We start from the raw sequence: 24,310 nt of genomic DNA on the forward strand, positions 1-24,310 counted from the left end.
CCTCACGGCCGCGTCGTACCGGGCGCCACCGGTTCCGGATCGGTCCGGGCCACACCTTCGGCGCCGGAGCGTTTCGGGCGCCAGATCAGTTTGAGCACCGCCGGGGTGAGCAGCATCCGGATCACCGTGGCGTCCAGGACCAGCGCCGCGATCATCCCGTAGGCGATGTACTTCATCATCACCAGCTCCGAGAAGCCGAACGCGCCCGTGACCACGATCAGGATCGCTGCCGCCGAGGTGATCACGCCGCCGGTGTGCGCGATACCGTACCGGATGGATTCCGGCGGGTCCGCGCCGGAATCGCGCGCCTCGGATACCCGCGACAGCAGAAACACCTCGTAGTCGGTGGACAATCCGAAAACCACCGTCACGATGAGTACCAGCACCGCGAACATCAGCGGGCCCGGCGTGAAATCGAATAGTTCGGCACCGTGACCTTCGACGAAGATCCAGGTCAGGATGCCGAGCGTGGCACCGAGGCTCAGTGCCGACATCGCAACCGCCTTCACCGCCAGGATCAGCGACCGGAACGCCGCATACATCAAGGCCAGCGCCGCCAGCACCAACAACAGCGCCAGCAGCGGCAGGCCGTCCAGTAGGCCGTGGATACTGTCCCGTTCCAGCGCGGGCACGCCCGCCACCATCACCCGCACACCGTCCGGCTCGTCGATCGACCGCAGCACGGCGATCGCGGTATCCGCGGCCCGCTCGTCGACCAGACCCGCTTCGAGCACATTGATGCCGTCGCGGGTGGGCGCCGCCGGCTCGAACGGACCCGTCAGCCCGGGCGTCACATTGGCCTGCAGACGGATCTCGCTCAGCTGCCCGGCATCCGCGCCCGTGACCACCAGCCGCAACGGTTCGGTCCGGAACCCGGGGAACATGGCATCGAACTGCTCCTGTGCCACCCGTGCCGGATTGTCCTGCGCCAGATACTTTTCGCTCAAACCACCGAATTCGATATGCCGGAACGGGACCATCAGCAACAACAGGCCCAGGACCACCGGCACGATCACCGCCCACGGCCGCGCCATCGCCCACACCGCGAGCCGGGAGAAGATCCCGCGATCGATCTCGGCCTCCGTACTGGCCCGCGCGAACCGGCGCCATTGCCACAGATCGATCCGCCGGCCGGCGATCGCCAGCATCGCCGGCAGTGCGGTCACCGACAGCACCGCCGCCAGCAGCACCGAACTGATCCCGCCGTACGGCACCGAACGCAACACCCCGTTCGGGAAGATGAACAACGCCCCCAAGCTCACCGCGATGATCGCCGCCGAGAACACCACGGTGCGGCCGGCCGTCGCCACCGTACGCGCCACTGCTTCCTCCACCGTGCGACCCGCCGCCAGCTCCTCACGGAACCGGGTCACCGAGAACAAGCCGTAATCGATCGCCAACCCGAGACTCACCAGAGTCACCACGGCGCTGGCGAAAACGTTCACGTCGATATAGCCGGTGAGCAGCCGCATGATGCCCTGCGTGCCCAGGATCGTCATACCGCCCACCAGTACCGGCAGCAATGCCGCCACCACCCCGCCGAACACGAAGTACAGCAGCAGCGCCACCAGCGGCAGCGCGATCATCTCCGCGCGCCGGATATCGTCCTGCATTCCGGTATTGATGCCGTCGACCACCGGCTGCAGCCCCGCCAGTTGCACGGTCGTCCCGGCCGGTCCCGCCCCGGGCCGGTCCGCGTCCAGATCACCGGTGATCGCCTCGAAGTTGTCGACAGTCACCGACCCCTCACCGCGCAACCCGATACTCGCGAACGCGTGGGTCCGGGAATCGTCGGCGAACTGCCCCGACAGCGCGCTGTCCCAATAACTGTCGATCCGCAGCACCCGGTCCGGATGTTCCCGCAGCAACCCGTCCAGCTGCGCGGTCACCGCCTCCCGCACTCGCGGATCGTCGACGGTCGTGCCCGCGGGCGCGGTGTACAGGGCGATCACATCACTGTCGGTATCGCGGCCGAATGTGGCGTCGGCCAGTTTCGACGCCGCCACCGACTCACTGGACTCGTCGAACCAGCCGTCCTGGGTCAGCCGATCCGCCAGATCCCGCCCGAACAGCCCGGACAACCCGACCACGAACAGGAAGACCACGAGCACCGCCACCCGGTGCCGGTACACGAAACGACCCCACCGATGGGTCCCCGCGGTGAACATCGATCCGGCCCGCGCCCTAACCGCAGGCCGGGGTGCGGTAGTCGGCCGAACGCAGGATCCCGCACAGATCCGTCCGCGACAGCTTCCACGCACCGTCCAGATAGATGAAATGCACCACCGTCGTCCGGACCGCGGTTCCCGAACCGTCCTTGTCCAGCCGCAACGTCGCCGTCACCGTACCGTCGTGATTGTCGAATACCGGATCGGTCACCCCGTACACGGCCCGCGGATTGTCCTGTAGCGCCTTGTACATATCCGGAATCGCGTTCTGGAACGATTCGCCGTCCTCGATCAGCGCCGTCCGCTCCGAATCGGGCAGCGCCGGATCCAGCGCCCGTTTGATCTGTGCGTCGAGTTCCGCCGCGGTCGGCAGCGCACGTGACGCCAGCTCCTGCGATGTCGCCGCCGCCGACGACGACAACGCCGCCTTCGCCGACGACCGGGCCGCCGATACCGCGTCCTCGTCGACACCGGTCCCGCAGCCGGTGATCAACAGCGCCGCGGCCGATGCCGCGACTGCCGCGCCGACGCGCAGAACGCGTATCCGCCGGGAAACAGATCTGTACCGCATCACGTCCTGCATACCACTCACTGCCTGCCCTCGATAACCGAACCGATACGCGCCAGCAATGCCCGCACCGTCGGAACATTACGGCCTCCGGGCGGGGCCACCGCGGCCGGCAGCAGGTCCCGCACCGACGCCACCACACTGCGGGCGTCGTCGAGATCGATATCGGTGACCTGGGTTTCGGCCACAGCCACCACATCCTCCGGCCCTGGTACCTCGGAATCGAGGTCGGCTCGATAGATCTCCAGTTGCAGGGTCGCCCGGACCGTGCGGAACGCGAACGACCGCCCGTCACCGGTACGGCCGAATCCGTGCGCGAACGGACCCGTCGTCACCTCATCGGCGGAAAAACCCGGCACCTCGTGCATCGTCGACTCCTGAACTTTGCACCGTCTGATCCGGTACGGTAACCCGCCCCGCGGTGTACCCGTCGCAGACACCCCCACACCCCGCTGCCACGCAGGTGTACCCGGTCGTGATCAGATAATCGAATGCAGTATCGGTCGTTTCCGGACACAGCGAGACGAATGCGACACCGGCGATCACGCGGTACCGTCGCCGTCGTCCTGCTCGCCGCCACTCTGCTGGCCGGCTGCTCCGGCGATTCAGAGACCGGTGCCGGCGACGCACCTACCCGCGAACCGGCCACGCCCGCGGCCTCACCTCCGGCAACCACCGCCCCGGCCGGTGACGTCTACGCGGTTCCCACCGCATTCACCGGCCTGGTCAGCGACCCCGGCAGCGGAAAGCTGGCCGGTCTCGATCCGGGCGGCACCACCCTTACGCTGATCGAGCCCGCCACCCGACCACCCACCACACACCAGGTGAAGCTCCCCGGCCCGGCCGTCACGGTGGCCGCCGGAAACCCCGGCGAATTCCTCGCTCCAGGCGACGGGGTGATTCTGCGGATCGACGCCGCCACCCGCGCCGTCGACGAAATCCCCGTCGACGGCGACCTGCGCAGCGTCCGCTCGCGGCCGGACAACACCCTGATCGCGGGAACAGCGGACGGCCGCGTCATCGTCCTCGACCGCGAAGGCACCGTCCAGCGCACCGTCACCGGACTCGCCTCCGCGGACGCGATCGCCCTCACCGGCGACACCCTGGCAGTGCTCGACCGCCGCCAGACCCTGCTCACCGAGATCGCACCCGGCTACGAGAACCTCGGGCTGGCGTTACGTGCCGGTACCGGCGCCGCGAACCTCGTCGAAGCATCCTTCGACCGGGTCGTCGTCACCGACCCCGACAGCGGCCAGCTCCTGGTGTTCACCACCGATCCGCTCGTCCTCCGGCAGCGCTACCCGGTAGGATCATCGCCTTACGCACTTGCCTATGACCGGCGTTCTGACACCGTATGGGCGACGTGCACGCAGAGCAACGAGATCGTCGGCTACGACCTGTCGACGGGAACACCGCGCGAGGTGGGCCGCTACCCCACCGTCCGGCAGCCGAACGCGGTCACCGTCGACGCGGACACCGGCGATATCTATATCGGCTCCGCGACCGAACCGGGTCTGCAGCGGATATCGGCGGACCAGCGCGAGAGAGGGCAGTGATGGCATCCACTCACCGTGGCGCGGCTTCGCGGGCAAAACTTCCGGCCGGCTGGGAAACCACCGGGGAAGACTACGAGTACATCCCGCTGCGGCTGCCACCCGATGTCACCAGAGTCACCGCGTCGATGCGGCTGGCGATCCAGGCGGAATTCGGCGGCTGGGAACTGTCCCGCGTCCGCGCCTACACCGACGGCAGCCGCCGCGTCCTGCTGCGCCGCCGCAAAACCGCGTTGAACAGCCCGGCAGGGCACACCACGGAGCTATGAACGTGCTGTACCGATTACTGCTTCGCCTCATGTTCCTGGTGCCGCCGGAACGGATTCACCGTCTCGTCTTCGGAGTCATCCGCGCGGCGACAGCCCTCACCCCCACCAGGGCGCTGTTGCACCGGGTATTCGCCGCGCCCGATCCGATCTTGCGCACCACCGCCTTCGGCATCGAATTCCCCGCGCCACTCGGTTTGGCCGCAGGCTTCGACAAGGACGCCGAAGCGGTGGCCGCGTGGGGCGCGCTGGGCTTCGGGTTCGCCGAAATCGGTACCGTCACCGCGGCCGCCCAGCCCGGTAATCCGCAACCCCGCCTGTTCCGGCTGCCCGCCGACCGCGCATTGATCAACCGGATGGGCTTCAACAATCACGGCGCCGCCGCGGCGGCCTCCCGCCTGCATGCCCGGGCTCGCACGGTGCCGATCGGCGCCAATATCGGCAAAACCAAGGTTGTCGACGCCGATCAGGCCGGCGCCGACTATGCGACCAGTGCGCGCCTGCTCGGCCCACATGCCGATTTCGTGGTCGTCAACGTCAGTTCGCCCAACACCCCCGGACTGCGGGACCTGCAGGCCGTACAGTCGCTGCGGCCGGTCCTGGCCGCGGTACTCGACAGCGTGCGGGTGCCCGTACTGGTCAAGATCGCACCGGATCTGTCCGACGCGGATGTCGACGCGGTCGCCGATCTGGCCGTGGAACTCGGCCTGGCCGGGATCGTCGCCACCAACACCACCATCAAACGCGACGGCCTGCACAGCGACGCCGGTGAAGTCGCCGCCATCGGGGCCGGCGGATTGTCCGGACCGCCCGTGGCCGACCGGTCGCTGGAGGTCCTGCGGCGGCTGTACGCCCGAGTGGGCGAACAGCTCGTTCTGATCTCGGTCGGCGGTATCGAAACCCCCGACCAAGCCTGGGAACGTATCCTCGCCGGCGCCTCCCTGCTCCAGGGCTATACCGGTTTCATCTACGGCGGACCGCTGTGGACGCGGCGCATACACCGCGGGATCGCCGAACGCCTGCGTGCCGGCGGGTACCGCAGCCTGGCCGACGCCGTGGGCGCCGGCCACGCCGCGCACCGCTGAATCGCGGCCGCCGGATCGGTCAAGCAGCCGAGCCGCTGCGGATGGCGCCGGGCGCGGGCTCCGGGCCGGGCGCGTCCTGCAGGATCTGTGCCTCCATCAATCGTGCCTCGACCCGGCCTGCCAGCAGATACACGACCTGCTCCCACACCAGCCCGACCAGTGCTACTTGCTGTTGCGCCCGGATCAGCGCCGCGTTGTCGTGCACCAGCCGGGGGTCGGACAGAATCTCGTCGAGTTCCATTGCGGCATAGGCCTGTTCGAATGAGAGTGCCCGCTGGGGCAACCAGGTCAACAGCCACGACGATCCGTGACGGGTCTGCACACGCTCGGCGAACTCGGGTGAGATATCGCTGGTCATGAGCCAGTCGGTGAGATAAATGGTCACAGCTGCCTCCTCAGGGGGCTCGGCACCGAGACCGGGCCGGGGTGTCTACCGGCCGGCGCGGCATCGCTGCCGTCGGGGATGGCGGAGTGCGGGGCGCTCAGCGCGCCTTCGCAGAGGATGGCTCCGGATCCACGGCGGCACGATCGATAACCCGCCGTGCCTGGTGGCGGTATCCGAAGGCCAGGGCTGTCCTCACTGTCATCACCAGGCCCTCCCGTTCCTCTGGTCGAGGGAAAAGCTAGCTCCAGTGTGTCATTTGACAGTTCCGCGGGTCAATGCCAATGTCAAACGCCATTTGCACTATGGTTATTGCCAGAACTGCCGGTGCAGAAACCTCCGGATGACGGCGGAACGGACAGAAAGGCAGCCGAATGGCCCCTCATGACGACACCGCCATCGTCGCCATCCGGAACATCCTCACCCGGCTGTGCAAACGCTCAGGACTCAGTCACGAACGGCTGACCACGACCGAAATCGACATCACGCCACTACTCGAACTCCCGGTGATCCGACGCCACGCCGAAGCCAACCGCACCGCGCCCACCGACGCCGTTCTACCGGTGATCCGCGAACTCGCGCGGCGTTTGCCACCCACCTACCGTGTGATCGTCGACGCCGAACTGTCCCTGGGCCTCCTGCGCAACCCCGAACCAGCCGGCATCGATCCCGCCGCCCTCTATTCCCAGGACCTGGGCGCCCGGCGCGAATACCTCTCCGCGCACTGGCGCCGGCTCCACGAGGTCACCGAAGCCGATCCCATCCCCCCGGCGCCAACCGTCCGTTCGCTGCGCGCAGCGCCCGAACGGCGCGCTTTCACGGCCCTCGCCGCGGTCTTGGTCACCGGGGCGGTACACACCGGAGACCGATTCGCCCGCGGCACCGCACGCACAGGCGCCGGTACCGGCGTGGGGTCCCTCACCATCATCGGTGACGCCGTTGTCGACCACGTCTACCAAGTGGACGCCATCCCCGATGAACGCGGGTTCGCCCGCGGGCGATTCAGCCGGAGTCCCGGCGGCAAAGGACTCAACTGCGCCGTGGCCGCGGCGCGCCTCGGAATCGACGTCCGCTTCGTCAGCGCTGTCGGTGACGACGCGGACGGCCACCGGATACTCGACTACCTGCGTTCCGAGAACGTCGACACCTCGCTGGTCGAGGTCGTACCCAACGCCGAGACGCCTGTCACCGCCTTGATCGTCAGCCGCACCGGCGTCACCGGCACGATCGCCTGTACCGATGAACGGATCCGGCTGACGGACAGCAACCTGCGAAGCGGCAGTGTCCGATCCGCGATCACCGATGCCGACGCCCTACTCCTCACCCTCGAACCGCCGCTACCGGTGATCGAACGAACGCTGGCCGCCCTCCATACACTCCCCCGACGACCGCTGACCCTGGTCACCGCGGCCCATATCGAAACACCTCAGGTCCTCTATCGATACCTATCGTCGATCGACTACCTCATCGGTTCCACCCGGGAACTGGACTACCTCATCCCCGAAGTTCCGGCACAATCCGGTGCGCATATCGCCGAGCTCCTCCAGATGCTCGGGGCGCGCGCGGTGTGTGTCGTCGAAGATTTCGGGTGCACGGTCCGCTCCGACAAGATCGCGCTCGACATACCGCGCTTCCAGGCGACCGCGTTCACCGATATCCCCGGCTCACGGTCCGCGTTCACCGGCGCACTCATATACAGGCTCCTGTCCAAACAGCGCGACACCGGCGGCGCTCTCACCGAACTGGCCGGCGAAAACGATTTCGCCTGGGCCACCGCTGCCATGGTCGCCACCCAATCGTTCTCCGGAGATATCCCCGACACCATGCCGAAAGTCGGCGAAGTCGACAGAATCGTCCGGCTCACGGCTGAACGACACTGAGCGGGGCCATCCGTCGACCTTGTACCCATACCAGGTCTGCTCCGCGTAGATCCACTGACCCAGACAGATTTGACCCGCCCCTACCGTTTCCCCGCTACCATTAGTGATCCGCGTCACTTCGACGGCGGGCCGAGCGCCACCGCCGTCACCTCCTCGAGTCCGCGGAACCCCTGCACCCGGGAACGGACCATGACCACAGATATCTCATTTACGCACCGCACCGGCAGCACCGTCCGCACAGTGCCGGCGGCCTTCCAGCAGACCCTCACCCTCCGGCCCGACGCCGTTGCACTGCGTACCGTCGGCGGCACCCAGGAGATCACCTGGCGTGAATACGGCGAACGGGTCCGCCGGCTCGCCGCGGGCCTGTCCGCGCTGGGCCTCTCCCCTGGCGACACCGTGGGAATAATGCTCACCAACCGCCCGGAGTTCAACCTTCTCGACACCGCCGCCCTGCACGTCGGCGCCACCCCGTTCTCCGTCTACAACACCTGCTCCCCCGAACAGATCGCACACGTTTTCACCAACGCCGGCAATAAAATCGTCATCACCGAACAGCAGTTTCTCGACACCATCCGGGCTGCCGGGGTAGCCATCGAGCATCTCGTCGTCGTCGACGGCGCGGCCGAAGGCGCCACAACCCTCACCGAACTGGAGAGCAACCCGGACCCCGAATTCGATTTCGACGCCGCCTGGCAGGCCGTCGAGCCCGGCGACCTCGCCACTCTCATCTACACCTCCGGCACCACCGGGCCGTCCAAAGGCGTAGAACTCACCCACAGCAATGTGCTGGCCCAGATCGTCGCGCTGTGCGGCGGCCCTCTCGACGTCGGTATGGACGACCGAGCACTGTCCTATCTGCCCGCCGCGCATGTCGCCGACCGCATCTCCGGACATGCCATCAACCTCGTCACCGGCATCCAGATCACCACCGTCCCCGATCCCCGGGAAATCGCCGCCGCCCTGCCGGATGCCCGGCCCACCGTCTTCTTCGGTGTCCCCCGCGTGTGGCAGAAGATCAAAGGTGGGGTGGAAGCCAGGCTATCTGCCGAAACCGGCGCGAAAAAAGCCATTGCGACCTGGGCTGTCGCAACCGGTATCGCCGCCGCGAAAGCGGATCTCGCCGGCACCGGCCGCGGACCACTGCTGAACATCCAGCACAGCCTCGCCGAAAGGCTGCTGCTCGGTAAGCTGCGCGCGGCGCTCGGTCTGGACGCGCTGCGAGTGGCCTCCTCCGGCGCCGCGCCCATTCCCGCGGAAACCCTCGAATTCTTCCTCGGACTCGGCTTCTGTGTCTCCGAGGTGTGGGGGATGTCGGAAACCAGTGGGGTCGCCACCTACACCGAACTCGACAAACCCCGCCCCGGATCCGTCGGCCGGCCCGTCGACGGACTCGAACTCCGGCTGGCCGACGACGGCGAAGTTCTGGTCCGGGGCCCGATCATCACGCACGGCTACCGGGGCATGCCGGAGAAAACCGCCGAAGCCCTGGATTCGGAATCCTGGCTGCACACCGGCGATATCGGCACCCTCGACTCCGACGGCTATCTGCGGATCATCGACCGCAAAAAGGAGATCATCATCAACGAAGGGGGTAAGAATATCGCCCCCAGCAATATCGAGAACGCGGTCAAGGCGGCGTCGTCACTCGCCGGGCAGGTGGTCGCGCTCGGCGACGCCAAGCCCTACATCACCGCACTGATCATGCTCGATCCGGATATGGCTGCCGTCCGCGCCAAGGATATCGACGCCACCGGCGCCGATATCGCCACTCTCGCCCGTCACCCGCGGATAGTCGAGGACATCCGCGCCGCGGTGCAGGCCGGCAACGCGAAACTGTCCCGGGTCGAACAGATCAAACGGTTCACCGTTGTCGGCACCGTGTGGGAACCCGGCGGGGACGAACTCACCCCGAAGATGTCACTCAAACGCGCGCCGATCGCCGAGAAATACGCTGAGCAGATCACCGCCCTCTACGCCGAACAGGCACCCGAGACCGTTATCGACGTCCGCGGCTGAAGCGTGGCGGGCCACATCGCGGTGGCCCGCCCGCCTGAAACAGTTGTGGCCCCGGCATGATGCCGGGGCCACAACTGGTTTCGCGATCTACTTCTGTTCGTAGGTGCCGACCAGCGTCGCGCGCGCCAGAGTGTGGGAGAAGAGGTTGAACCCGAGGAACGCCGGGGTCGCCTCCGGCGGAATGCCCAGCGACTCCACATCCACCGCGTGCACCACGATGTAGTAGCGGTGTGGGCCGTGTCCCGCGGGAGGCGCGGCGCCCACATAACCCGCGAAACCGCCGTCGTTACGCAACATCACCGCACCCGCGGGCAGCGAACCGCCCTCGCTACCGGCGCCGGCCGCCAATTCCGTCACCGAGACCGGGATATCCGCGACCGCCCAGTGCCAGAAACCCGAGGCGGTCGGGGCATCCGGATCGTAGACCGTCACCGCGAAACTCTTGGTCTCCGCCGGGAAACCCGACCAGCTCAGCTGCGGGGACACATCCTTACCGCCCGCACCGAAAACACCGCTGACCTGATCGTTGCTCAGCGTCGCACCGTCGGACACGTCCGCGGAGGTCACGGTGAACGAGGGTACCGAAGGTAGAGCGTCATAAGGGTTGTCGGCCATGTTCTCCTCTTTCGAATCGGATCAGCTGTGCAACAGAAAGTGTTCCAGGACGTCGGTGCCGAATTCGAGCGCGTCCACCGGAACTCGTTCGTCGACCCCGTGGAACAGGGCAGCGAAATCCAGCTCCGGCGGCAACCGCAGCGGCGCGAACCCGAAGCACCGGATACCCAGATGCGCGAAGGCCTTCGCATCCGTGCCACCCGAAAGCATGTACGGCACCGTACGCCCCTGCGGATCGTGCGCCAAGATCGCATCGTTCATCGCGTCCACCAGGTGGCCGTCGAAAGTCGTTTCATAGGAATCCAGTTTGGTGACCCATTCCCGCTCGACATCCGGCCCGATCAGCTCGTCCACTTCACGTTCGAACTCGGCCTGCCGGCCGGGCACCACCCGGCAATCCACCACCGCCTCCGCGGTCTGTGGAATCACATTCGCCTTGTATCCGGCGTTGAGCATGGTCGGGTTCGCTGTATCTCGCAGGGTGGCGCCGATGATCCGGGAGATCGACCCCAGTTTCGCCAGCGTTCCCTCGATATCTTTACTGCCCGGGTCGAACGCGAGCCCCGTCTCCTCGGACACCGCCGCAAGGAATTCGGCCACCGAATCGGACAATACGAGCGGAAAAGTATGCGTTCCCAGACGGGCCACCGCGGCCGCCAGAATGGTCACCGCGTTGTCCTCGTGCAGGAAGGAACCGTGTCCCGCACGGGCCTTCGCTCGCAACCGCATCCAGCCGAGCCCCTTCTCCGCGGTCTCCACCAGATACAGCCGCCGCTCCCCACCGTCCGGACGCGGCACCGTCAACGAGAAACCACCGACCTCCCCCACCGCCTCGGTGACCCCGTCGAACAGGTCCGGCCGGTTCTCCACCAGCCACTGCGACCCCCACTTCCCCCCGTTCTCCTCGTCCGCGAGAAACGCGAACACCAGGTCACGCGGCGGGACGGTGCCCTCGATCTTGAACTGGCGGGCCACCGCCAGCATCATCCCCACCATATCCTTCATATCTATCGCGCCACGGCCCCAGACGTACCCGTCCTGCACGGCGCCGGAGAAGGGATGCACGCTCCAGTCGGCGGCCTCGGCCGGCACCACATCGAGATGGCCGTGCATCAACAGGGCCCCGCGGCTCGAATCGGCTCCGGGCAGCCGCGCGAAGATATTTCCCCGGCCCGGCGCACCGGATTCCACGTACTCCGTCGTGTACCCGGCCTCTTCCAGCTGCCGCGCGACCCACTCGGCACACTCCCGTTCACCCTTTGTGGTCGCCGGGTCGCCGGTATTCGAGGTGTCGAAGCGGATCAGCGTGCTGACCAGCTCCACCACCTCCGACACGGCACGGGAACGAGCGGAGCCAGAGTTATCACCTGTAGCGGCCACGCACTCTTCCTACCATCAAGGGTGTCGTTGATTCTTTTCGGCGTTCTGGTCGGGTGTCGATTTCCTGAGGTGTAATAGATAGTTAGATGCGCATATCTACGTATCATAATCTGCAATTATCGGAATATCCGTTCATGTATCACCAGGTTGCCGACGAGCGACACCTCAGCCGAGTGGAGCTCCGGACGACGTATTCAGGTGTTCCGGCCGAGGTGAAAAAGACTGGTAATCAGCGGATTCCGCCGCTCCACTACCCCACCGGGCGGCGCGGGCGCGAAACGGCGAATCCCCCAGCCCGCGGGGCTACACACATTTACTCGATGGGCAGTTCACTGAGCACCTTACGCAGGTAGTCGCGACTCTCGCCGGGCGTGGGAGCGATAACACTGAGCTTGTTCATCACCGTCATGTACACCTCCACCTCCGGCTGCTTCTCGAGGTAGTGCGAGGTGGTGAGCTGCTCCATGTAGACCATATCCGGCAACTCGGGTTCCGGGAATCGGAGGATGCTGAACGAACCACCGGCGGCCGGGTGCCCGCCCACATCGTACGGGAGCACCTGAATCTTCACGTTCGGCCGATCGGACACCGTGATGAGATGTTCGATCTGCCCGCGCAGCACCGGATAACCACCGACCGGCCGGCGCAGCGCGTTCTCGTCCACCACCGCCCAGAGAGTCGGGGCGGCGGCGCGGCTGAGGATGTCCTGGCGGCGCATCCGCATCCCGACCCTGCGCTCGGTCTCCTCGTCGTTACCCAGCTTGATCACCGAACGGGCATAGGCCTCGGTCTGCAGCAGGCCGGGAACGAATTGCGCCTCATAGGTACGGATCGTGGTCGCGGCCTGTTCCAGGCCGATATACACCTCGAACCAGTTCGGGAGAACGTCGTTGAACGGGTGCCACCATCCCGGATCGTTCGCTTTCTTCATCAGATCCAGGTAGACGGCGAGCTTCTCCGGATCGTCGACACCGTAGAGCTTCAGCAGATCCAGTAGGTCGCGCTCCCGGAACCTGGTGCGCCCCAGCTCGAGCCGGCTGATCTTCGCATGCGATCCACGGATATGTTCGCCGGCGTCCTCACGACTGATCCCGCACGCCTCACGCAACCGACGCAGGCGGCTGCCGAGCGATATACGCAATACGGTCGGCCCGCGGTCGGCTTCCGCCTGATCCGGGATATCGGAGTCATCCTGCTCGTTTGTCATGATCGCCTCTGGCCAGTTCGTGCTGTGCTGGATCGTACGGCGCCCCCACCGACGAACGCACCGGTCGGCACGCGATCCTACTCTGTGGTAAGCGCATGTTTTCGGTAACGCGCCCACTCGGGGCGGAACCGGCATCCTCACGGCAACCCGCTGCCGTGAACCCTCGACTCGAATTCTACAGCGCCGCTTATACCTAGCATCTCGGTAGTTTGCGCGCGGCATCAGGCTTCCTTGCGTAAACTCCCCCACGACACGACGGTCCGGCCTCACAACCACGAAGACCTGGGGAGATGACACCGATGAGGGCACCGGAAGCAAGCGCTAGTATCGCTGAAGCGGTACCGAGCATACCGTCCCCCCGCCCCGATCGCGACAACCGACCGGCCGGTTCGCCGGTATGTCATCCTTCCTTTTCCGAAGGCGAGTTCACAGGCCCCGGAGGGTACGCCGCCGCTACCGCGGAGCCACCGAGGTATTTCCGGGCGGGACCCGGACGAACCGTAATCGACTGGGCGCCACGGTGTTCGCCGTACATACGAATTCTCCACTCGCGCTGCGGTGTGCCGGTACCGGCCGATATGCTCGCGCGACGATCCGGCCCCTGATCCAACGGCCGGCCGAGATCGCCCGACACGAAACCCGTGCACCAGACGGCGGGCCGGAAACGAAATCACCACCCCGAACAACGAGTACAACTGGAGGAACCGATGTCCGACGATGTCACCGCCACCGAGATCCGCAAGAAACTCACCGAGGTTCTCGCCCATTCGAGCATCGACCTCGCGACATCCAAAGACGGCGTCAACTGGGCCACCAGCGCCTTCTTCGCCAACCTCGACGACGATCTGTTCCGGCTGACGTTCATCTTGGAGAACAGCGGGCGGACACTGGATCAGCTCCGGGCGAATCCCAACGTGGGCGTGAAGGTGGTACCCGCCGGTATCGCGGAACCGTTCGCCCAGGGACTGGGCACGGTAACGCTGCGTGACGACAGCGAGCGAGACGAAACCTTCCAGGCGCTGCTGCGGAAAGAGCCGCAGATCGAGCCGTTCTTCGCCACTCCGGTCACCGCGATCGTCGTCGATATCGATTGGTGGCGGGTCACGCATCTGGGGGGCGGCTGGCTGCCGGGCAAAGTCCTCGAACGCGGCGACGGAGCCTGAGCGCGGGCCCTCCGCGGCGCGGTCCTAATATCGCCCTGTTCGATCGATAACGTAGAGAGAGGTTTTCATGGCCGAACCGGCTCCTCAGACGGGGGTTCGCGCACCGGTCGGAGTGGATACCACCCGGCCCAGTATCGCCCGCGTCTACGATTACAGCCTCGGCGGCAAGGACAACTACGACGTCGACCGGGTCGCTTTCGAACAGATCCAGCGTATCGCGCCGCGGCAGGGCGACGTCTCCCGCATGAACCGCCGCTGGCTGCACCGGGTGGTCCGCTATCTGGCCGGACCGGCCGGTATCGACCAGTTCCTCGATATCGGCGCGGGCCTGCCGACCGTCGGCAACACCCATCAGATCGCGCAACAGGAGAATCCGGAAGCCAGGGTTGTCTACGTCGACAACGATCCGGTGTGCAACGCACACGGCCGGGTGCTGCTGGAACAGAACGAGAACACCCATTTCGTCTCCGGTGACGTGCTCGAGGAGGGCACATTGCTGGAGAACAAGAATGTGCTGCAATACCTCGATCCGGACCGGCCGATCGCGATCATCCTGTGCGGGCTGCTGCATCATCTCGACGACGAGCTCGACCCGCCCGGTGTCATGCGCGAGTACATATCCCGGTTGCCGGCGGGGTCGTACGTGGCCATCACCAATTTCTTCGATCCCGGCGACGAGAACCCCGTATTGCACGCGCTGGCAAAGCAACTGGAGCAGGCCTTCACCGAAATGGGTCTCGGCTCCGGCTGGTACCGCACCCGCGCGCAGCAGCTCGAGTACTTCGACGGTCTCGAACTCCTCCCGCCGGGATTCACCGAACTCGAAGACTGGTGGCCCGCCGGACCGCCCGCGCGGGAACGGCTGCCGGAGGAGCGCGTCGTGATCGGCGGTGTCGGGTTCAAACCGCCCAGCCCGGCGCCCCGGCTGCGCAGCGTCCCGAGCGACGAGTAGCCGGCTCGCACACCCCTATTCGTCCGGCTACATCACCCAGAAAGAGGTCGACATGGCCGAACCGGTTTCCCGGACCGGTATTCGCAAACCCGTCGGGGTCGACACCACCCGAGCGAGTATCGCCCGCGTCTACGATTACAGCCTCGGCGGCAAGGACAACTACGACGTCGACCGGGCCGCCTACGAGCAGATTCTCGAAGTCGCGCCACGGCAGGGTGATGTATCCATCATGAATCGCCGATGGTTGCATCGTGTGATCCGGTATCTGGCCGGTCCCGCGGAGATCGACCAGTTCCTCGATGTCGGCGCGGGCCTGCCGACCGTGGCCAATACCCACGAAATCGCGCAACAGCAGCGCCCCGACGCGCGTGTGGTCTACGTCGACAACGATCCGGTGTGCAACGCACACGGCCGGGTGCTGCTGGAACAGAACGAGAACACCCATTTCATTCCCGCGGATCTCCTCGACGAGGGCACGCTGCTCGGGCAGGCCGATATCACCCGGCACCTGGATATGAAGCGACCGATCGGGCTGATCCTGTGCGGCCTCCTGCACCATATCGACGACGAACTCGACCCAGTGGGTTTGATGCGCGAGTATGTCGAATTGCTACCTCCCGGGTCGTATCTCGCGATAAGCCATTTCCACGACCCGGGGCCCGCACATCCGGAATTGCACACACTGGCCAAGGAGCTCGAACGACGCTTCACCGAAAAAGGCCTGGGCTCGGGCTGGTACCGCACCACCGAGCAGATCCTCGAATACTTCGGTGGGCTCGAGCTCGTCGCACCCGGCCTGGTCCAGTTGGAGGACTGGTGGCCGGCCGGCCCTGCCCTACGCGAACGCTATCCCGAGGAATGGGTCATGGTCGGCGGGATCGCCTACAAACCCGGGTAACCGAACAACGGAATCGCCCGCCCACCCCGGTCGGCGGGCGATTCCTGGGGACCGCGGCCGTGCACATCCGACCGCGGATAGTGCACGGCCGCAGCGGAGGCGGAGGTATGCCTAGCCGTTCACCCGCTGGAATTCCGCGAGCACGCCGGCCGGGATACGGCCGCGCGCCGATACCTCGTGACCGTTACGTTTCGCCCACTCCCGGATAACCCTTGCCGAGGCCGAACGGCCCGGACGTTCCCGCTTCGTGCGCGCCGCTCGCCCGGCCCGGCGGCCGAAGGGGGTCCATTTACCGAAGACTGCGCGCAATTCCCCCGCGTTGGCTTCGGTCAGGTCGATCTCGTACGTCACGCCCTCGAAAGCGAACACCACGGTCTCGGCCGCGGGTGATTCGCCGTCGAGGTCATCGATCAAGCTGATGACGACCTTGCGCGCCATGGGCTTACTCCTCCGATCCCCGAATACATTGCCACATATGACATCAACAACCCCGCGGCTGTGCGAAATCCGGGCCTGCCCGCAGCACCGGCACAGCTACCTCTCCTGGGGATGTGAGCATACCGCTCCCGGTGACCGCTCTCACGCCGGGGCGGAATCCGGGTGCGGAGGTACCGTCACTGGCAGGCCCGAAGGAGGAACCGCCGGATGAGCATCCACCACACCGAGCAGCCCGAGACCGTCGAATTCGAGCTGCCGCACCTTGCGATGACCGCCCTCGCCTGGGGTGCGCCGGAGGACCGGATTGCCATGTGCCTGCACGGCTTTCCGGACAGTGCGTGGACCTGGCGGTATCTCGGTCCCGCACTCGCCGACCGCGGTTTCCGCGTTATCGCGCCGTTCACTCGCGGATACGCCCCGACCGCTGTACCCGCGGACGGCGATTACCATCTGGGCGCTCTCGCCTACGACGCCGGCGAGATCCATCGCGCGCTCGGCGCTCCGGATGATGCCGTCCTCATCGGCCACGACTGGGGTGCGCTGACCGCCAATACGATTGCCGCCCACCCGGATTGCCCGTTCCGGCGGGTGGTTTCCCTGGCGGTACCGCCGGTGCCTGCGATGCGGCCGCGGCCGGGGACGGCCGTCCGTTCGGTGGGTGCGTATCTGCGCCAGCTCCGATACAGCTGGTACATGGTGTTCAACCAGCTGCCCGGGGTATCCGAACGCGCACTCGACCGTCTGATTCCCCGGTTGTGGCACGACTGGTCCCCGGGATACCCGGCGGAGGCGGATATCGCGTTCGCGCTTGCCGCGCTACCACCCGGCGCGCACCGAACCGCCGCCCTGTCCTATTACCGCGCGTTCCTCCGCGTAGCCGGCGGTATGCCCGAGCCATACCGCGAACTGCATCGGTATTGGGACCGGGCTCCGCGAGTACCGATGCTGTACCTGCACGGTGCGGCGGATACGACAATGCACCCGGCGTTCACCGCGGGCGTCGCCGAGGTCCTCGCTCCGGCCGGCGGCAGCACCGAGACGCTGTCCGGCGCCGGGCATTTCCTGCATCTGGAGCAGCCCGGCAAGATCGCGGAAGTTGTCGGGAACTTCCTGACCGGCGATTCCACGGACTGAACGGACTCCCCCGTGATCGGGGGGAATCGTGAATCGGAGCCGGTTTCCGATCATCCGGTGTCCACCGTTCGTGATGCCGTGCCCCGGCCCTATATGTTTCCCATCACATACGCGATAATCCCGCTTCCGCAACTATCCCGGGGTGCCATATCATCGCGCGGTGGCAAGTGAGACGGAGACGAGCACACTGATCGAGCACTTCGTGCTCGCGGTCTGCGATCCAGGACGGTGGGAGGGGGTCGACCGGCTCGCCGAACTGGATCTGACCCTGGCTCAGGCCCGGGTGCTCTTCAGCGTCGTCCGGCACAGCGAGCCGCAGCCGATCCACACCATCGCAGGGGAACTCGGACTGTCGATGACCGCGGCCGGTCGCAATGTCGATCGGCTGGTACGCCTGGATCTGCTCACCCGGCAGGAAAGCCCCACCGACCGGCGGGTCAAACTCGTCGGCCCCACCGAACACGGGCATCGCCTCGCCTGGGACCAGATCGAAATACACCGCGCGACGATCGACCAGGTCGTCGACCGCCTGCCCGACACACTGCGCGCGGATCTGTGCGAGGTCCTCACCGCCGTGCTCGAGTCCGGGGCCGTACACAACGTCGTGGTCTGCCCCCCAGCATCGTCAGGAGACAATTCGTGAACGCAAGTCCAGCCCCCGCGCCCGTCGCGGGGGCTTCGGAGAGAATCGACGCATCGGTCCTGAAACTGGCCGGTGTCGTGGTCCTCGGATCCATCATGTCCATCTTGGACATCACGGTGGTGAACGTCGCGATGCCGACGTTCCAGACCGTCTTCGATGTCGCCAACTACTCCACGGTCGCGTGGACGGTCACGGCTTACACCCTTGCGCTGGCCACCGTGATCCCCCTGACCGGCTGGGCCGCCGACCGTTTCGGCACCAAACGCCTCTATATGGTGGCCCTGCTGCTGTTCACCGCGGGATCGGTGCTGTGCGCACTGTCCTGGAACATCGGCGCGCTCATCGGCTTCCGGGTGATCCAGGGTCTCGGCGGCGGGATGCTCATGCCGCTCGGTATGACCATCCTGACCAAGGCCGCGGGCCCCGAGCGGATGGGCCGGCTGATGGCCATCCTGGGTATCCCGATGCTGCTCGGCCCGATTCTCGGCCCGATTCTCGGTGGCTGGCTCATCGAGGATGCTTCGTGGCACTGGATCTTCCTGATCAACCTGCCGCTGGGCGCGATCGCCATCGTCTACGCCTGGTGGGCCCTGCCCAAAGACGAGGCACGGCCCGCCGAATCGTTCGATTTCGTCGGCATGCTGATGCTGTCGCCCGGTCTGGCGCTGTTCCTGTACGGCATCTCCTCCATCCCGGAGGAAGGTACCGTCAACACCCCGAAGGTGTGGGCGACCATGCTGGTGGGCGGCGCCCTGGTGGTCGCATTCGTCGTCTACTCGTTCAAGCCGAAGAATCCGCTGCTGGATCTGCGGCTGTTCAAGAATCGCGACCTCACCGTCGCCACGGTCACCATGTTCCTCTTCTCGGCCTCGTTCTTCGGCGGGCTGTTGCTGATCCCGACCTACTTCCAGCAGGTTCGGGGCGAGAGCGCGCTGATGGCGGGCCTGCTGGTGGCGCCACAGGGTATCGGTTCGCTGCTCACCATGCCGATCGCGGGCATGCTCGTGGACAAGGTTCCGGTGGGCCGGGTCGTACCGGTCGGTCTGGCGATCCTCGCCGCGACCATGTTCGGCCTGACCCAGATCGAGGCGGACAGCTCCTACTTCTATGTGCTCGGCGTGCTGTTCATCATGGGTCTCGGCATGGGTCTGACCATGATGCCGCTGATGACCGCCGCACTGCGCACTCTGAAGGAGGCGCAGGTGGCCCGCGGATCCACACTGCTGAACATCATTCAGCAGATCGCCAGTTCGGTGGGTGTCGCGGTGATCTCGGTCGTGCTGACCAACCGTATGCAGGACTCGCAGGCGGTCTCGGCCGGCCAGGCGATGATGGAAGCGCAGCGGACCGGCGGACAGCCCGACCCGTCGGTGCTGCAGTACATCGCGAGCCTGGGCGATAAGTTCCAGGCCGTGATGCTGGGCGAGATGTCCGATGCCTATGCGAGCAGCTTCTGGGTGGCCTTCGTGCTGTGCCTGGTCACGGTCGGCTTCTCGCTGCTGTTGCCCCGCAAGGCGAGCGATGTCGCGACAACCGATACGGATAAGCCGGCGCCGGTGCTCATGCACTGATTCCGCTCGGCCGCGTCACACCGCCCGCCCGAACCGACCGGTTCAGGCGGGCGGTGCCGTATTCCTGAACCAGTCGAGAATCCGCGGCAGCGCCGTGTGGACGGTGCCACCGTGATCGGCGGCGCCCAGATCGATGAGTTCGGCGTCCGCGCCGAGCTCGGCCTTCATACACCGCTGTGAGTTCTCGAACGGGACACTGCGGTCACCGGTGGCCCCGTACAGCCGGACGGGTACATCCGGAGACCAGTCGCAGACCGCATCGCTGTCGGCCATGGCCCGCAGGGCGGGACCGGTGGGGTTCCGGGCCAGCTCGAGGTACTCGGGGGTCAGCAGCTCCTGCGGGGTCCTCGGCAATCCGGCGGAAATGGACAACAGATCGTGGCGCCCGTCGAACAGCGCCTCGACCTCGTACGCGTACGGCGGCCGGAACGCGTCGGCGGGATCGTTGTACAGGTGGTAGATCCGGTTCATCGCGGTGATCCAGTACGCGAGGAAGACGACCGCCTGCCGGGCCTCGACGCGACCGTCCAGCGCGGCCGGAGCCTGTACCTCCTGAACGTCGTAGGGCCCGCTCACCGCCGCGACCGCGCCCGGGCCCAGCCCCTCGACCTTTCCCGCTCTCAACTCCCGGCCGAGCGCCAGCGCCGCCTGACCTCCCTGGGAGAATCCGGTAACCAACACTTCGGGGTGGAGTTCGCGCCGCTGCTCGGCGAGCAGGGTGCGCGCGGCCAGCAGTAGATCCGCCGACGCGGAGGCCTCCGACGGTGCGTGCCCGTACGGGTGCGGGCCCGGTCCGGTACCCAGACCGAGATAGTCCGGCGCCACCGCCAGATAACCGGCGGCGGCGAACATGGCCGTCCGGGCACGATCGGTCTCACCGGCAACGGTCGGTGCCTCGTCCCGGCGCACAACCGTGCCGTGCGCGTAGGAGACCGCTCGTAGCCGCCGGGTACCGGTATCGGGGACGACGACCAGCCCGCTCGCCGTGGTAGGAGCACCGTCCGGCGCGATGGTTCCGTAGACGACCCGGTACGCGCGAATACCGTTCGCCTGCGCCACCGGATACTGCCATCGGTCCAGATAGCCACTGGTCTGCGGACCGTTCAGCTCCATCACCGGGCTCGCCGATACGATTTCCCCACGGGCCGGCGCGCCGGTCACCTGCCTATCGCCGGTGGACCCGCAGGCGGCGCACGACCCGAGGAGTACGGCTGCCAGCAGCGCCGGTAGTACCCGGCCGACGTTCACCATTACCTCCCGGCAGTAGATCGGCTGTGTCGTGGACGCTGCTCCGGCGCCTGCCGTGCTCGGCGACACTGCCCCGAACGCTACCCAGATACCCCGCGTTGTCGTTCTCCGGGAGGGCGGGGCACGCTCGGCATCTGGACGATGCCGCTCACAGACGAAACAACTCCTGGACCGCGCGCGATGACACAGTCGTGAACACGGAAGTCATACCGCCGGACGAGCGGCGGGATATGGTGCGGCGCTTGCTCGCGCTGTGTCATATCGTCAACGAACTCGTCGATCTCGCCGAGGCCGAATCCGCCGGCTCGGGAAGCGCGGCTTCGACGGCCCTCCGGGGACATTCACTGCGTATCCAAACCGGCCTGCGCGATACGGTGGTCGATCTGGTCGCCAACGGCCGTGCGGGGCACTCGGGCGCGGCCTGACACCGAATTCGATGGGCCGGAACCGCTTCCGGCACCTATTCCCAGTGCTGAACACGGAAATAGACTGGACTGATGGTCAAACCGACCCCGTGGGGCCGGACCGCGGGTGCCGAACCGGCCGGTGAGGTGCATACGCCGTCCGCGTCCACCCCGAGCAGTACAGCGACCGGCGGCCAGGCCACCGGCAGCCTCCGGGACGAGCGCTGGGATCGGCGGCGAGCGCTCGCCGCCGCCGCGCTTCGCCGGACGCGGGACCGGGCCGAGGAAATCCGTACGACACCACGGCTGAGCGGTAAATGGGGCTATGTGTTCTCCGCGCTCGGATTCGTTGTCACGTTCATCCTCATGTTCCAGCACTGGATGGTGGCCCATGGCCCGGATGGGATGGCCGCGGCCACACCGTTCGGACAGGTCGACTCGACGACCAAGTATCTGACCGTATGGTCGTCCGAGGGGCCGCCGCCCGCGGCGAATTTCACCGGTTCGTGGGCGGTCACCGCCAGTAGCGTCATCGCGGTCACCATCGCCGCGGTCGCGATCCATATCGTCACCGGTTCGCCGCGATTCGCCCGGATCGCCACCGGCGCTTCCGTGCTCAGCGCGTTGCTGGTCCTCGCGAATCTGCTGTATCTGACCTCCCAGCAGAAAAGCCTCAAGAACATGACGATCCGCCGCTGGGATCTGGGTGGCCAGATCGGCTCCTGGATCAACTGGGCGTTCAACGACGGCTCGAAGCCGGTGGCGGGCCTGAATCAGGTCGACTACGTCGCATCGGGCACCATCACCAGCGCGGCGATCGCGGCGGTGGTGATCGCCGTGGGTGCGGCCGTGATCGCGGTGGCGACGATGCCGCGGCGTACGGACGGCTCGGGCTCGACGTGGACCCCCTGGCGAATCAGCGTATCCCGCGGGACGACATCGAACTATGTGGCCACCACAGGCACCGATCGCCCGGCGGCCGACGCAACCGGGGCCGGCCCGGCGACACGCCCACCCGACGCAACCGCGACCGGATCGGAAGCGACGGAGTCACGGACGGAGGCCACGGATCCGCCCGACGACAGTGAGCCGCCCGGGACGGGGCCGGCGCAGCGCTAGTGGCGGATCCTTCAATCCCGGGCGACCCGGACCTCCACGTCGATATTGCCCCGCGTCGCATTGCTGTACGGGCAGACCTCGTGTGCTTTGTCCGCGAGAGCCTGTGCGTCGTCCTCGGACAGATGAGGAAGCGAGACCTCGAGGGTCACCGTCAGTCCGAATCCGCCCCCGTCGACAGTGCCGATACCGACCTTCGCGCCCACCGCCGAATCGTTGACATTCGCCTTGGCCTGCGAGCCGACCATACGCAGCGCGGAGTGGAAGCATGCGGCGTACCCGGCGGCGAACAGCAGCTCCGGGTTCGCGGCGCCACCGTTACCGCCCATTTCCTTCGGAACGGCCAGATCCAGATCGATACTGCCGTCGGTGGTGCGGGTATGTCCGTTGCGGCCGTCGCCCGTGGCCAGTGCCTCGGCCGTGTACAGCACACGCATCGCCGTTCTCCTCTGTTCGGGGCCGGCACGGTTGTCCGTACCGCGGTCCGCGGTTCGCTGCCGCGTCTCTCCGCGCAGTGTAGTGTCGCGCGCGTGCCGGATCAGTTGCGGCACAGGGAAGGTTCCGAAATAACATCCAGCGGCCCTGTCGGCTCGAGCGATCGCGAGGCATATGTTCCCGAACCAGATGTCCACCGACTATCCGGTCTCCCCCATCCCGGACGAGGCCTACGGCCGCGGCGGGCCGTTGCCGCAGCCCCGCGAGCCCGATCTGGTGATCACCGCGCTGCTGTGGTTCCTGCTCGCCACCCTGGCGATTGTCTCGGTCGTCATCTCCCCGTGGTTCCTGCTGGCCATGGGTGTCTGTGAGGGACGCACCGGCTGCACCACCGATCCGAGTACCGGTAATTGGATCATCGTCCTGGGTGGCTGCTTCGGATTCCTGCTCGGCGCGGCGACCTCGCTCAATGCCGCACGCAGCGGTCGCGCACTGTATCCGGGCGCGCTGATCGGGGTCGTACTGGTATTGGGCGCATGGCTGGCGGGTTCACTGCTGATGGGCTGACCCGGCGGGCCGTGGGCCCGCCGGTGACACCTGTCAGGACCCGGCGACCGCGAAACGGCTGTCGGTATAGCGGCGCAGATTCGCCAGGAACCTGCGGAACGCCATATTCATGAACGGTTTCGCCGCGAACGCGGTGAAACGCGCCGGACCGGCCAGACGCTGCGCGAGGGTCCAGGTGAGTCGGCAGCCCTCAGGGGTGGCGACCACTCGGTAGTCCTCCGCGAACGCCGCGACGGCACCGGTGGAGCAGCTGTTGAACCGGAAAGCCATCCGGGTGTTCGGCTCCCAGACCAGGAATTCCTCGTCGCCGGCCAGCCCGCCGCGCATATCGACCAGCCGGGTCGTTCCGACTCCGCGGGGCTCGGGACTGGTCCAGGTGACATTGGTGATCACGGTCGCCCAGCGGGGCCAGGATTCGGCATCGGCCAGGACCTCGAACAGCTGTTCCGGGGTGATCGCCAGATCCACGCTGTTGCTGAACCGCACGGGCGCGCTGTCGATGAATTCGACCCCGACCCGTTCACAGGGACGCATCGTGCTCATGGCCGGCCACCGCCGATTTCGCTCTCCGGCCCCCGGTTGGCACGGGTGTCCATGCTCATATTCCTCTCGTCGCTC

25 protein-coding genes are annotated in these 24,310 nt (G+C 66.5%); 14 read left to right on the plus strand and 11 right to left on the minus strand.

All coding sequences use genetic code 11. From position 1 onward, the window contains the following. Window positions 1–2: 2 nt before the first annotated feature. The 3 genes from ABZ827_RS06225 to ABZ827_RS06235 are packed head-to-tail and all read right to left on the minus strand — an operon-like array spanning window position 3 to window position 3,104. Complete coding sequence (locus ABZ827_RS06225) at window positions 3–2,168, minus strand: MMPL family transporter (protein ID WP_357233343.1); 2,166 nt, start codon at window positions 2,166–2,168, stop codon at window positions 3–5. A 16-nt stretch (window positions 2,169–2,184) separates the two neighbouring features. Beyond that, a complete protein-coding gene (locus ABZ827_RS06230; protein ID WP_357233345.1) occupies window positions 2,185–2,739 on the minus strand; it encodes a hypothetical protein in 555 nt (184 codons plus the stop codon). 17 nt (window positions 2,740–2,756) lie between these two features. Then, on the minus strand, window positions 2,757–3,104 hold the full coding sequence (locus tag ABZ827_RS06235) for a hypothetical protein (protein WP_357233346.1): 348 nt from the start codon (window positions 3,102–3,104) through the stop codon (window positions 2,757–2,759). Between the two features lie 159 nt (window positions 3,105–3,263). Here ABZ827_RS06235 and ABZ827_RS06240 point away from each other — a divergent pair, with 159 nt between their 5' ends. From ABZ827_RS06240 to ABZ827_RS06250, 3 genes are read left to right on the plus strand one after another with little or no spacing between them, the layout of a single operon-like run. Then, window positions 3,264–4,292, plus strand: coding sequence for a hypothetical protein (locus ABZ827_RS06240; RefSeq protein WP_357233348.1), 1,029 nt, complete (start codon window positions 3,264–3,266; stop codon window positions 4,290–4,292). After that, window positions 4,292–4,558 carry a DUF5703 family protein gene (locus ABZ827_RS06245; RefSeq protein WP_357233350.1) on the plus strand — a complete coding sequence of 89 codons (267 nt, stop codon included), beginning with the start codon at window positions 4,292–4,294 and terminating at the stop codon, window positions 4,556–4,558. Before ABZ827_RS06240 ends, ABZ827_RS06245 begins: the two co-directional genes overlap by 1 nt. A 5-nt stretch (window positions 4,559–4,563) precedes the next feature. Then, on the plus strand, window positions 4,564–5,640 hold the full coding sequence (locus tag ABZ827_RS06250; RefSeq protein WP_357234548.1) for a quinone-dependent dihydroorotate dehydrogenase: 1,077 nt from the start codon (window positions 4,564–4,566) through the stop codon (window positions 5,638–5,640). 19 nt (window positions 5,641–5,659) lie between these two features. Here the strand turns inward: ABZ827_RS06250 and ABZ827_RS06255 are convergent, their stop codons facing one another. Further along, window positions 5,660–6,025, minus strand: coding sequence for a hypothetical protein (locus ABZ827_RS06255; RefSeq protein ID WP_357233352.1), 366 nt, complete (start codon window positions 6,023–6,025; stop codon window positions 5,660–5,662). A 371-nt stretch (window positions 6,026–6,396) separates the two neighbouring features. Here ABZ827_RS06255 and ABZ827_RS06260 point away from each other — a divergent pair, with 371 nt between their 5' ends. Both ABZ827_RS06260 and ABZ827_RS06265 read left to right on the plus strand, forming a co-directional pair. Continuing rightward, window positions 6,397–7,902 carry a PfkB family carbohydrate kinase gene (locus ABZ827_RS06260; RefSeq protein WP_357233354.1) on the plus strand — a complete coding sequence of 502 codons (1,506 nt, stop codon included), beginning with the start codon at window positions 6,397–6,399 and terminating at the stop codon, window positions 7,900–7,902. A gap of 189 nt (window positions 7,903–8,091) precedes the next feature. Beyond that, window positions 8,092–9,921 (plus strand): long-chain fatty acid--CoA ligase, encoded by a 1,830-nt coding sequence (locus ABZ827_RS06265; protein ID WP_357233356.1) that lies wholly within the window; start codon window positions 8,092–8,094, stop codon window positions 9,919–9,921. An 87-nt stretch (window positions 9,922–10,008) separates the two neighbouring features. On the opposite strand, the gene ABZ827_RS06270 is transcribed toward ABZ827_RS06265, so the two are convergent. From ABZ827_RS06270 to ABZ827_RS06280, 3 genes are all read right to left on the minus strand, one after another. Beyond that, complete coding sequence (locus ABZ827_RS06270) at window positions 10,009–10,536, minus strand: YbhB/YbcL family Raf kinase inhibitor-like protein (RefSeq protein ID WP_357233358.1); 528 nt, start codon at window positions 10,534–10,536, stop codon at window positions 10,009–10,011. A gap of 21 nt (window positions 10,537–10,557) precedes the next feature. Continuing rightward, the gene (locus ABZ827_RS06275; protein WP_357233359.1) at window positions 10,558–11,916 is read right to left on the minus strand and encodes a M20/M25/M40 family metallo-hydrolase; all 1,359 of its coding nucleotides are present in this window, start codon (window positions 11,914–11,916) and stop codon (window positions 10,558–10,560) included. 313 nt (window positions 11,917–12,229) lie between these two features. Beyond that, complete coding sequence (locus tag ABZ827_RS06280; RefSeq protein WP_357233361.1) at window positions 12,230–13,123, minus strand: helix-turn-helix transcriptional regulator; 894 nt, start codon at window positions 13,121–13,123, stop codon at window positions 12,230–12,232. Between the two features lie 707 nt (window positions 13,124–13,830). Between ABZ827_RS06280 and ABZ827_RS06285 the strand changes: the two genes are divergently transcribed. The 3 genes from ABZ827_RS06285 (at window position 13,831) to ABZ827_RS06295 (ending at window position 16,136) form a co-directional block, all read left to right on the plus strand. Further along, window positions 13,831–14,286, plus strand: a complete 456-nt coding sequence (locus tag ABZ827_RS06285) for a hypothetical protein (protein ID WP_357233363.1) — start codon at window positions 13,831–13,833, stop codon at window positions 14,284–14,286. Between the two features lie 67 nt (window positions 14,287–14,353). Beyond that, window positions 14,354–15,238, plus strand: a complete 885-nt coding sequence (locus tag ABZ827_RS06290) for an SAM-dependent methyltransferase (protein WP_357233364.1) — start codon at window positions 14,354–14,356, stop codon at window positions 15,236–15,238. Between the two features lie 52 nt (window positions 15,239–15,290). Then, window positions 15,291–16,136, plus strand: coding sequence for an SAM-dependent methyltransferase (locus ABZ827_RS06295; RefSeq protein ID WP_357233366.1), 846 nt, complete (start codon window positions 15,291–15,293; stop codon window positions 16,134–16,136). Window positions 16,137–16,247: 111 nt separating this feature from the next. Here ABZ827_RS06295 and ABZ827_RS06300 read toward each other — a convergent pair whose 3' ends face one another. Further along, window positions 16,248–16,574 (minus strand): Lsr2 family protein, encoded by a 327-nt coding sequence (locus ABZ827_RS06300; protein ID WP_357233368.1) that lies wholly within the window; start codon window positions 16,572–16,574, stop codon window positions 16,248–16,250. Between the two features lie 207 nt (window positions 16,575–16,781). Here ABZ827_RS06300 and ABZ827_RS06305 point away from each other — a divergent pair, with 207 nt between their 5' ends. The 3 genes from ABZ827_RS06305 (at window position 16,782) to ABZ827_RS06315 (ending at window position 19,922) form a co-directional block, all read left to right on the plus strand. Continuing rightward, entirely contained in the window at window positions 16,782–17,708 is a 927-nt protein-coding gene (locus tag ABZ827_RS06305; RefSeq protein WP_357233370.1) for an alpha/beta fold hydrolase, read from the plus strand. A 160-nt stretch (window positions 17,709–17,868) separates the two neighbouring features. Further along, window positions 17,869–18,351: a MarR family transcriptional regulator gene (locus tag ABZ827_RS06310; protein WP_357233372.1), complete on the plus strand. Its 483-nt coding sequence runs from the start codon at window positions 17,869–17,871 to the stop codon at window positions 18,349–18,351. Continuing rightward, the gene (locus ABZ827_RS06315) at window positions 18,348–19,922 is read left to right on the plus strand and encodes a DHA2 family efflux MFS transporter permease subunit (protein WP_357233374.1); all 1,575 of its coding nucleotides are present in this window, start codon (window positions 18,348–18,350) and stop codon (window positions 19,920–19,922) included. Before ABZ827_RS06310 ends, ABZ827_RS06315 begins: the two co-directional genes overlap by 4 nt. 42 nt (window positions 19,923–19,964) lie before the next feature. Here ABZ827_RS06315 and ABZ827_RS06320 read toward each other — a convergent pair whose 3' ends face one another. Continuing rightward, window positions 19,965–21,239, minus strand: coding sequence for a hypothetical protein (locus tag ABZ827_RS06320; RefSeq protein WP_357233376.1), 1,275 nt, complete (start codon window positions 21,237–21,239; stop codon window positions 19,965–19,967). A gap of 122 nt (window positions 21,240–21,361) precedes the next feature. Between ABZ827_RS06320 and ABZ827_RS06325 the strand changes: the two genes are divergently transcribed. Together ABZ827_RS06325 and ABZ827_RS06330 are read left to right on the plus strand one after the other, a co-directional pair. Continuing rightward, window positions 21,362–21,595 carry a hypothetical protein gene (locus tag ABZ827_RS06325; RefSeq protein ID WP_357233378.1) on the plus strand — a complete coding sequence of 78 codons (234 nt, stop codon included), beginning with the start codon at window positions 21,362–21,364 and terminating at the stop codon, window positions 21,593–21,595. Between the two features lie 72 nt (window positions 21,596–21,667). Beyond that, window positions 21,668–22,693, plus strand: coding sequence for a hypothetical protein (locus ABZ827_RS06330; RefSeq protein WP_357233380.1), 1,026 nt, complete (start codon window positions 21,668–21,670; stop codon window positions 22,691–22,693). Between the two features lie 11 nt (window positions 22,694–22,704). Here ABZ827_RS06330 and ABZ827_RS06335 read toward each other — a convergent pair whose 3' ends face one another. Further along, window positions 22,705–23,127 carry an organic hydroperoxide resistance protein gene (locus ABZ827_RS06335; RefSeq protein ID WP_357233382.1) on the minus strand — a complete coding sequence of 141 codons (423 nt, stop codon included), beginning with the start codon at window positions 23,125–23,127 and terminating at the stop codon, window positions 22,705–22,707. A 187-nt stretch (window positions 23,128–23,314) separates the two neighbouring features. Here ABZ827_RS06335 and ABZ827_RS06340 point away from each other — a divergent pair, with 187 nt between their 5' ends. After that, on the plus strand, window positions 23,315–23,692 hold the full coding sequence (locus ABZ827_RS06340; protein WP_357233384.1) for a hypothetical protein: 378 nt from the start codon (window positions 23,315–23,317) through the stop codon (window positions 23,690–23,692). 33 nt (window positions 23,693–23,725) lie between these two features. Here ABZ827_RS06340 and ABZ827_RS06345 read toward each other — a convergent pair whose 3' ends face one another. Then, window positions 23,726–24,226, minus strand: coding sequence for an SRPBCC family protein (locus ABZ827_RS06345; RefSeq protein WP_357234552.1), 501 nt, complete (start codon window positions 24,224–24,226; stop codon window positions 23,726–23,728). Window positions 24,227–24,310 lie beyond the last annotated feature (84 nt).

Origin of the sequence: Nocardia sp. NPDC019395 (assembly GCF_040632335.1) — a bacterium.
Classification (GTDB): Bacteria; Actinomycetota; Actinomycetes; order Mycobacteriales; family Mycobacteriaceae; genus Nocardia.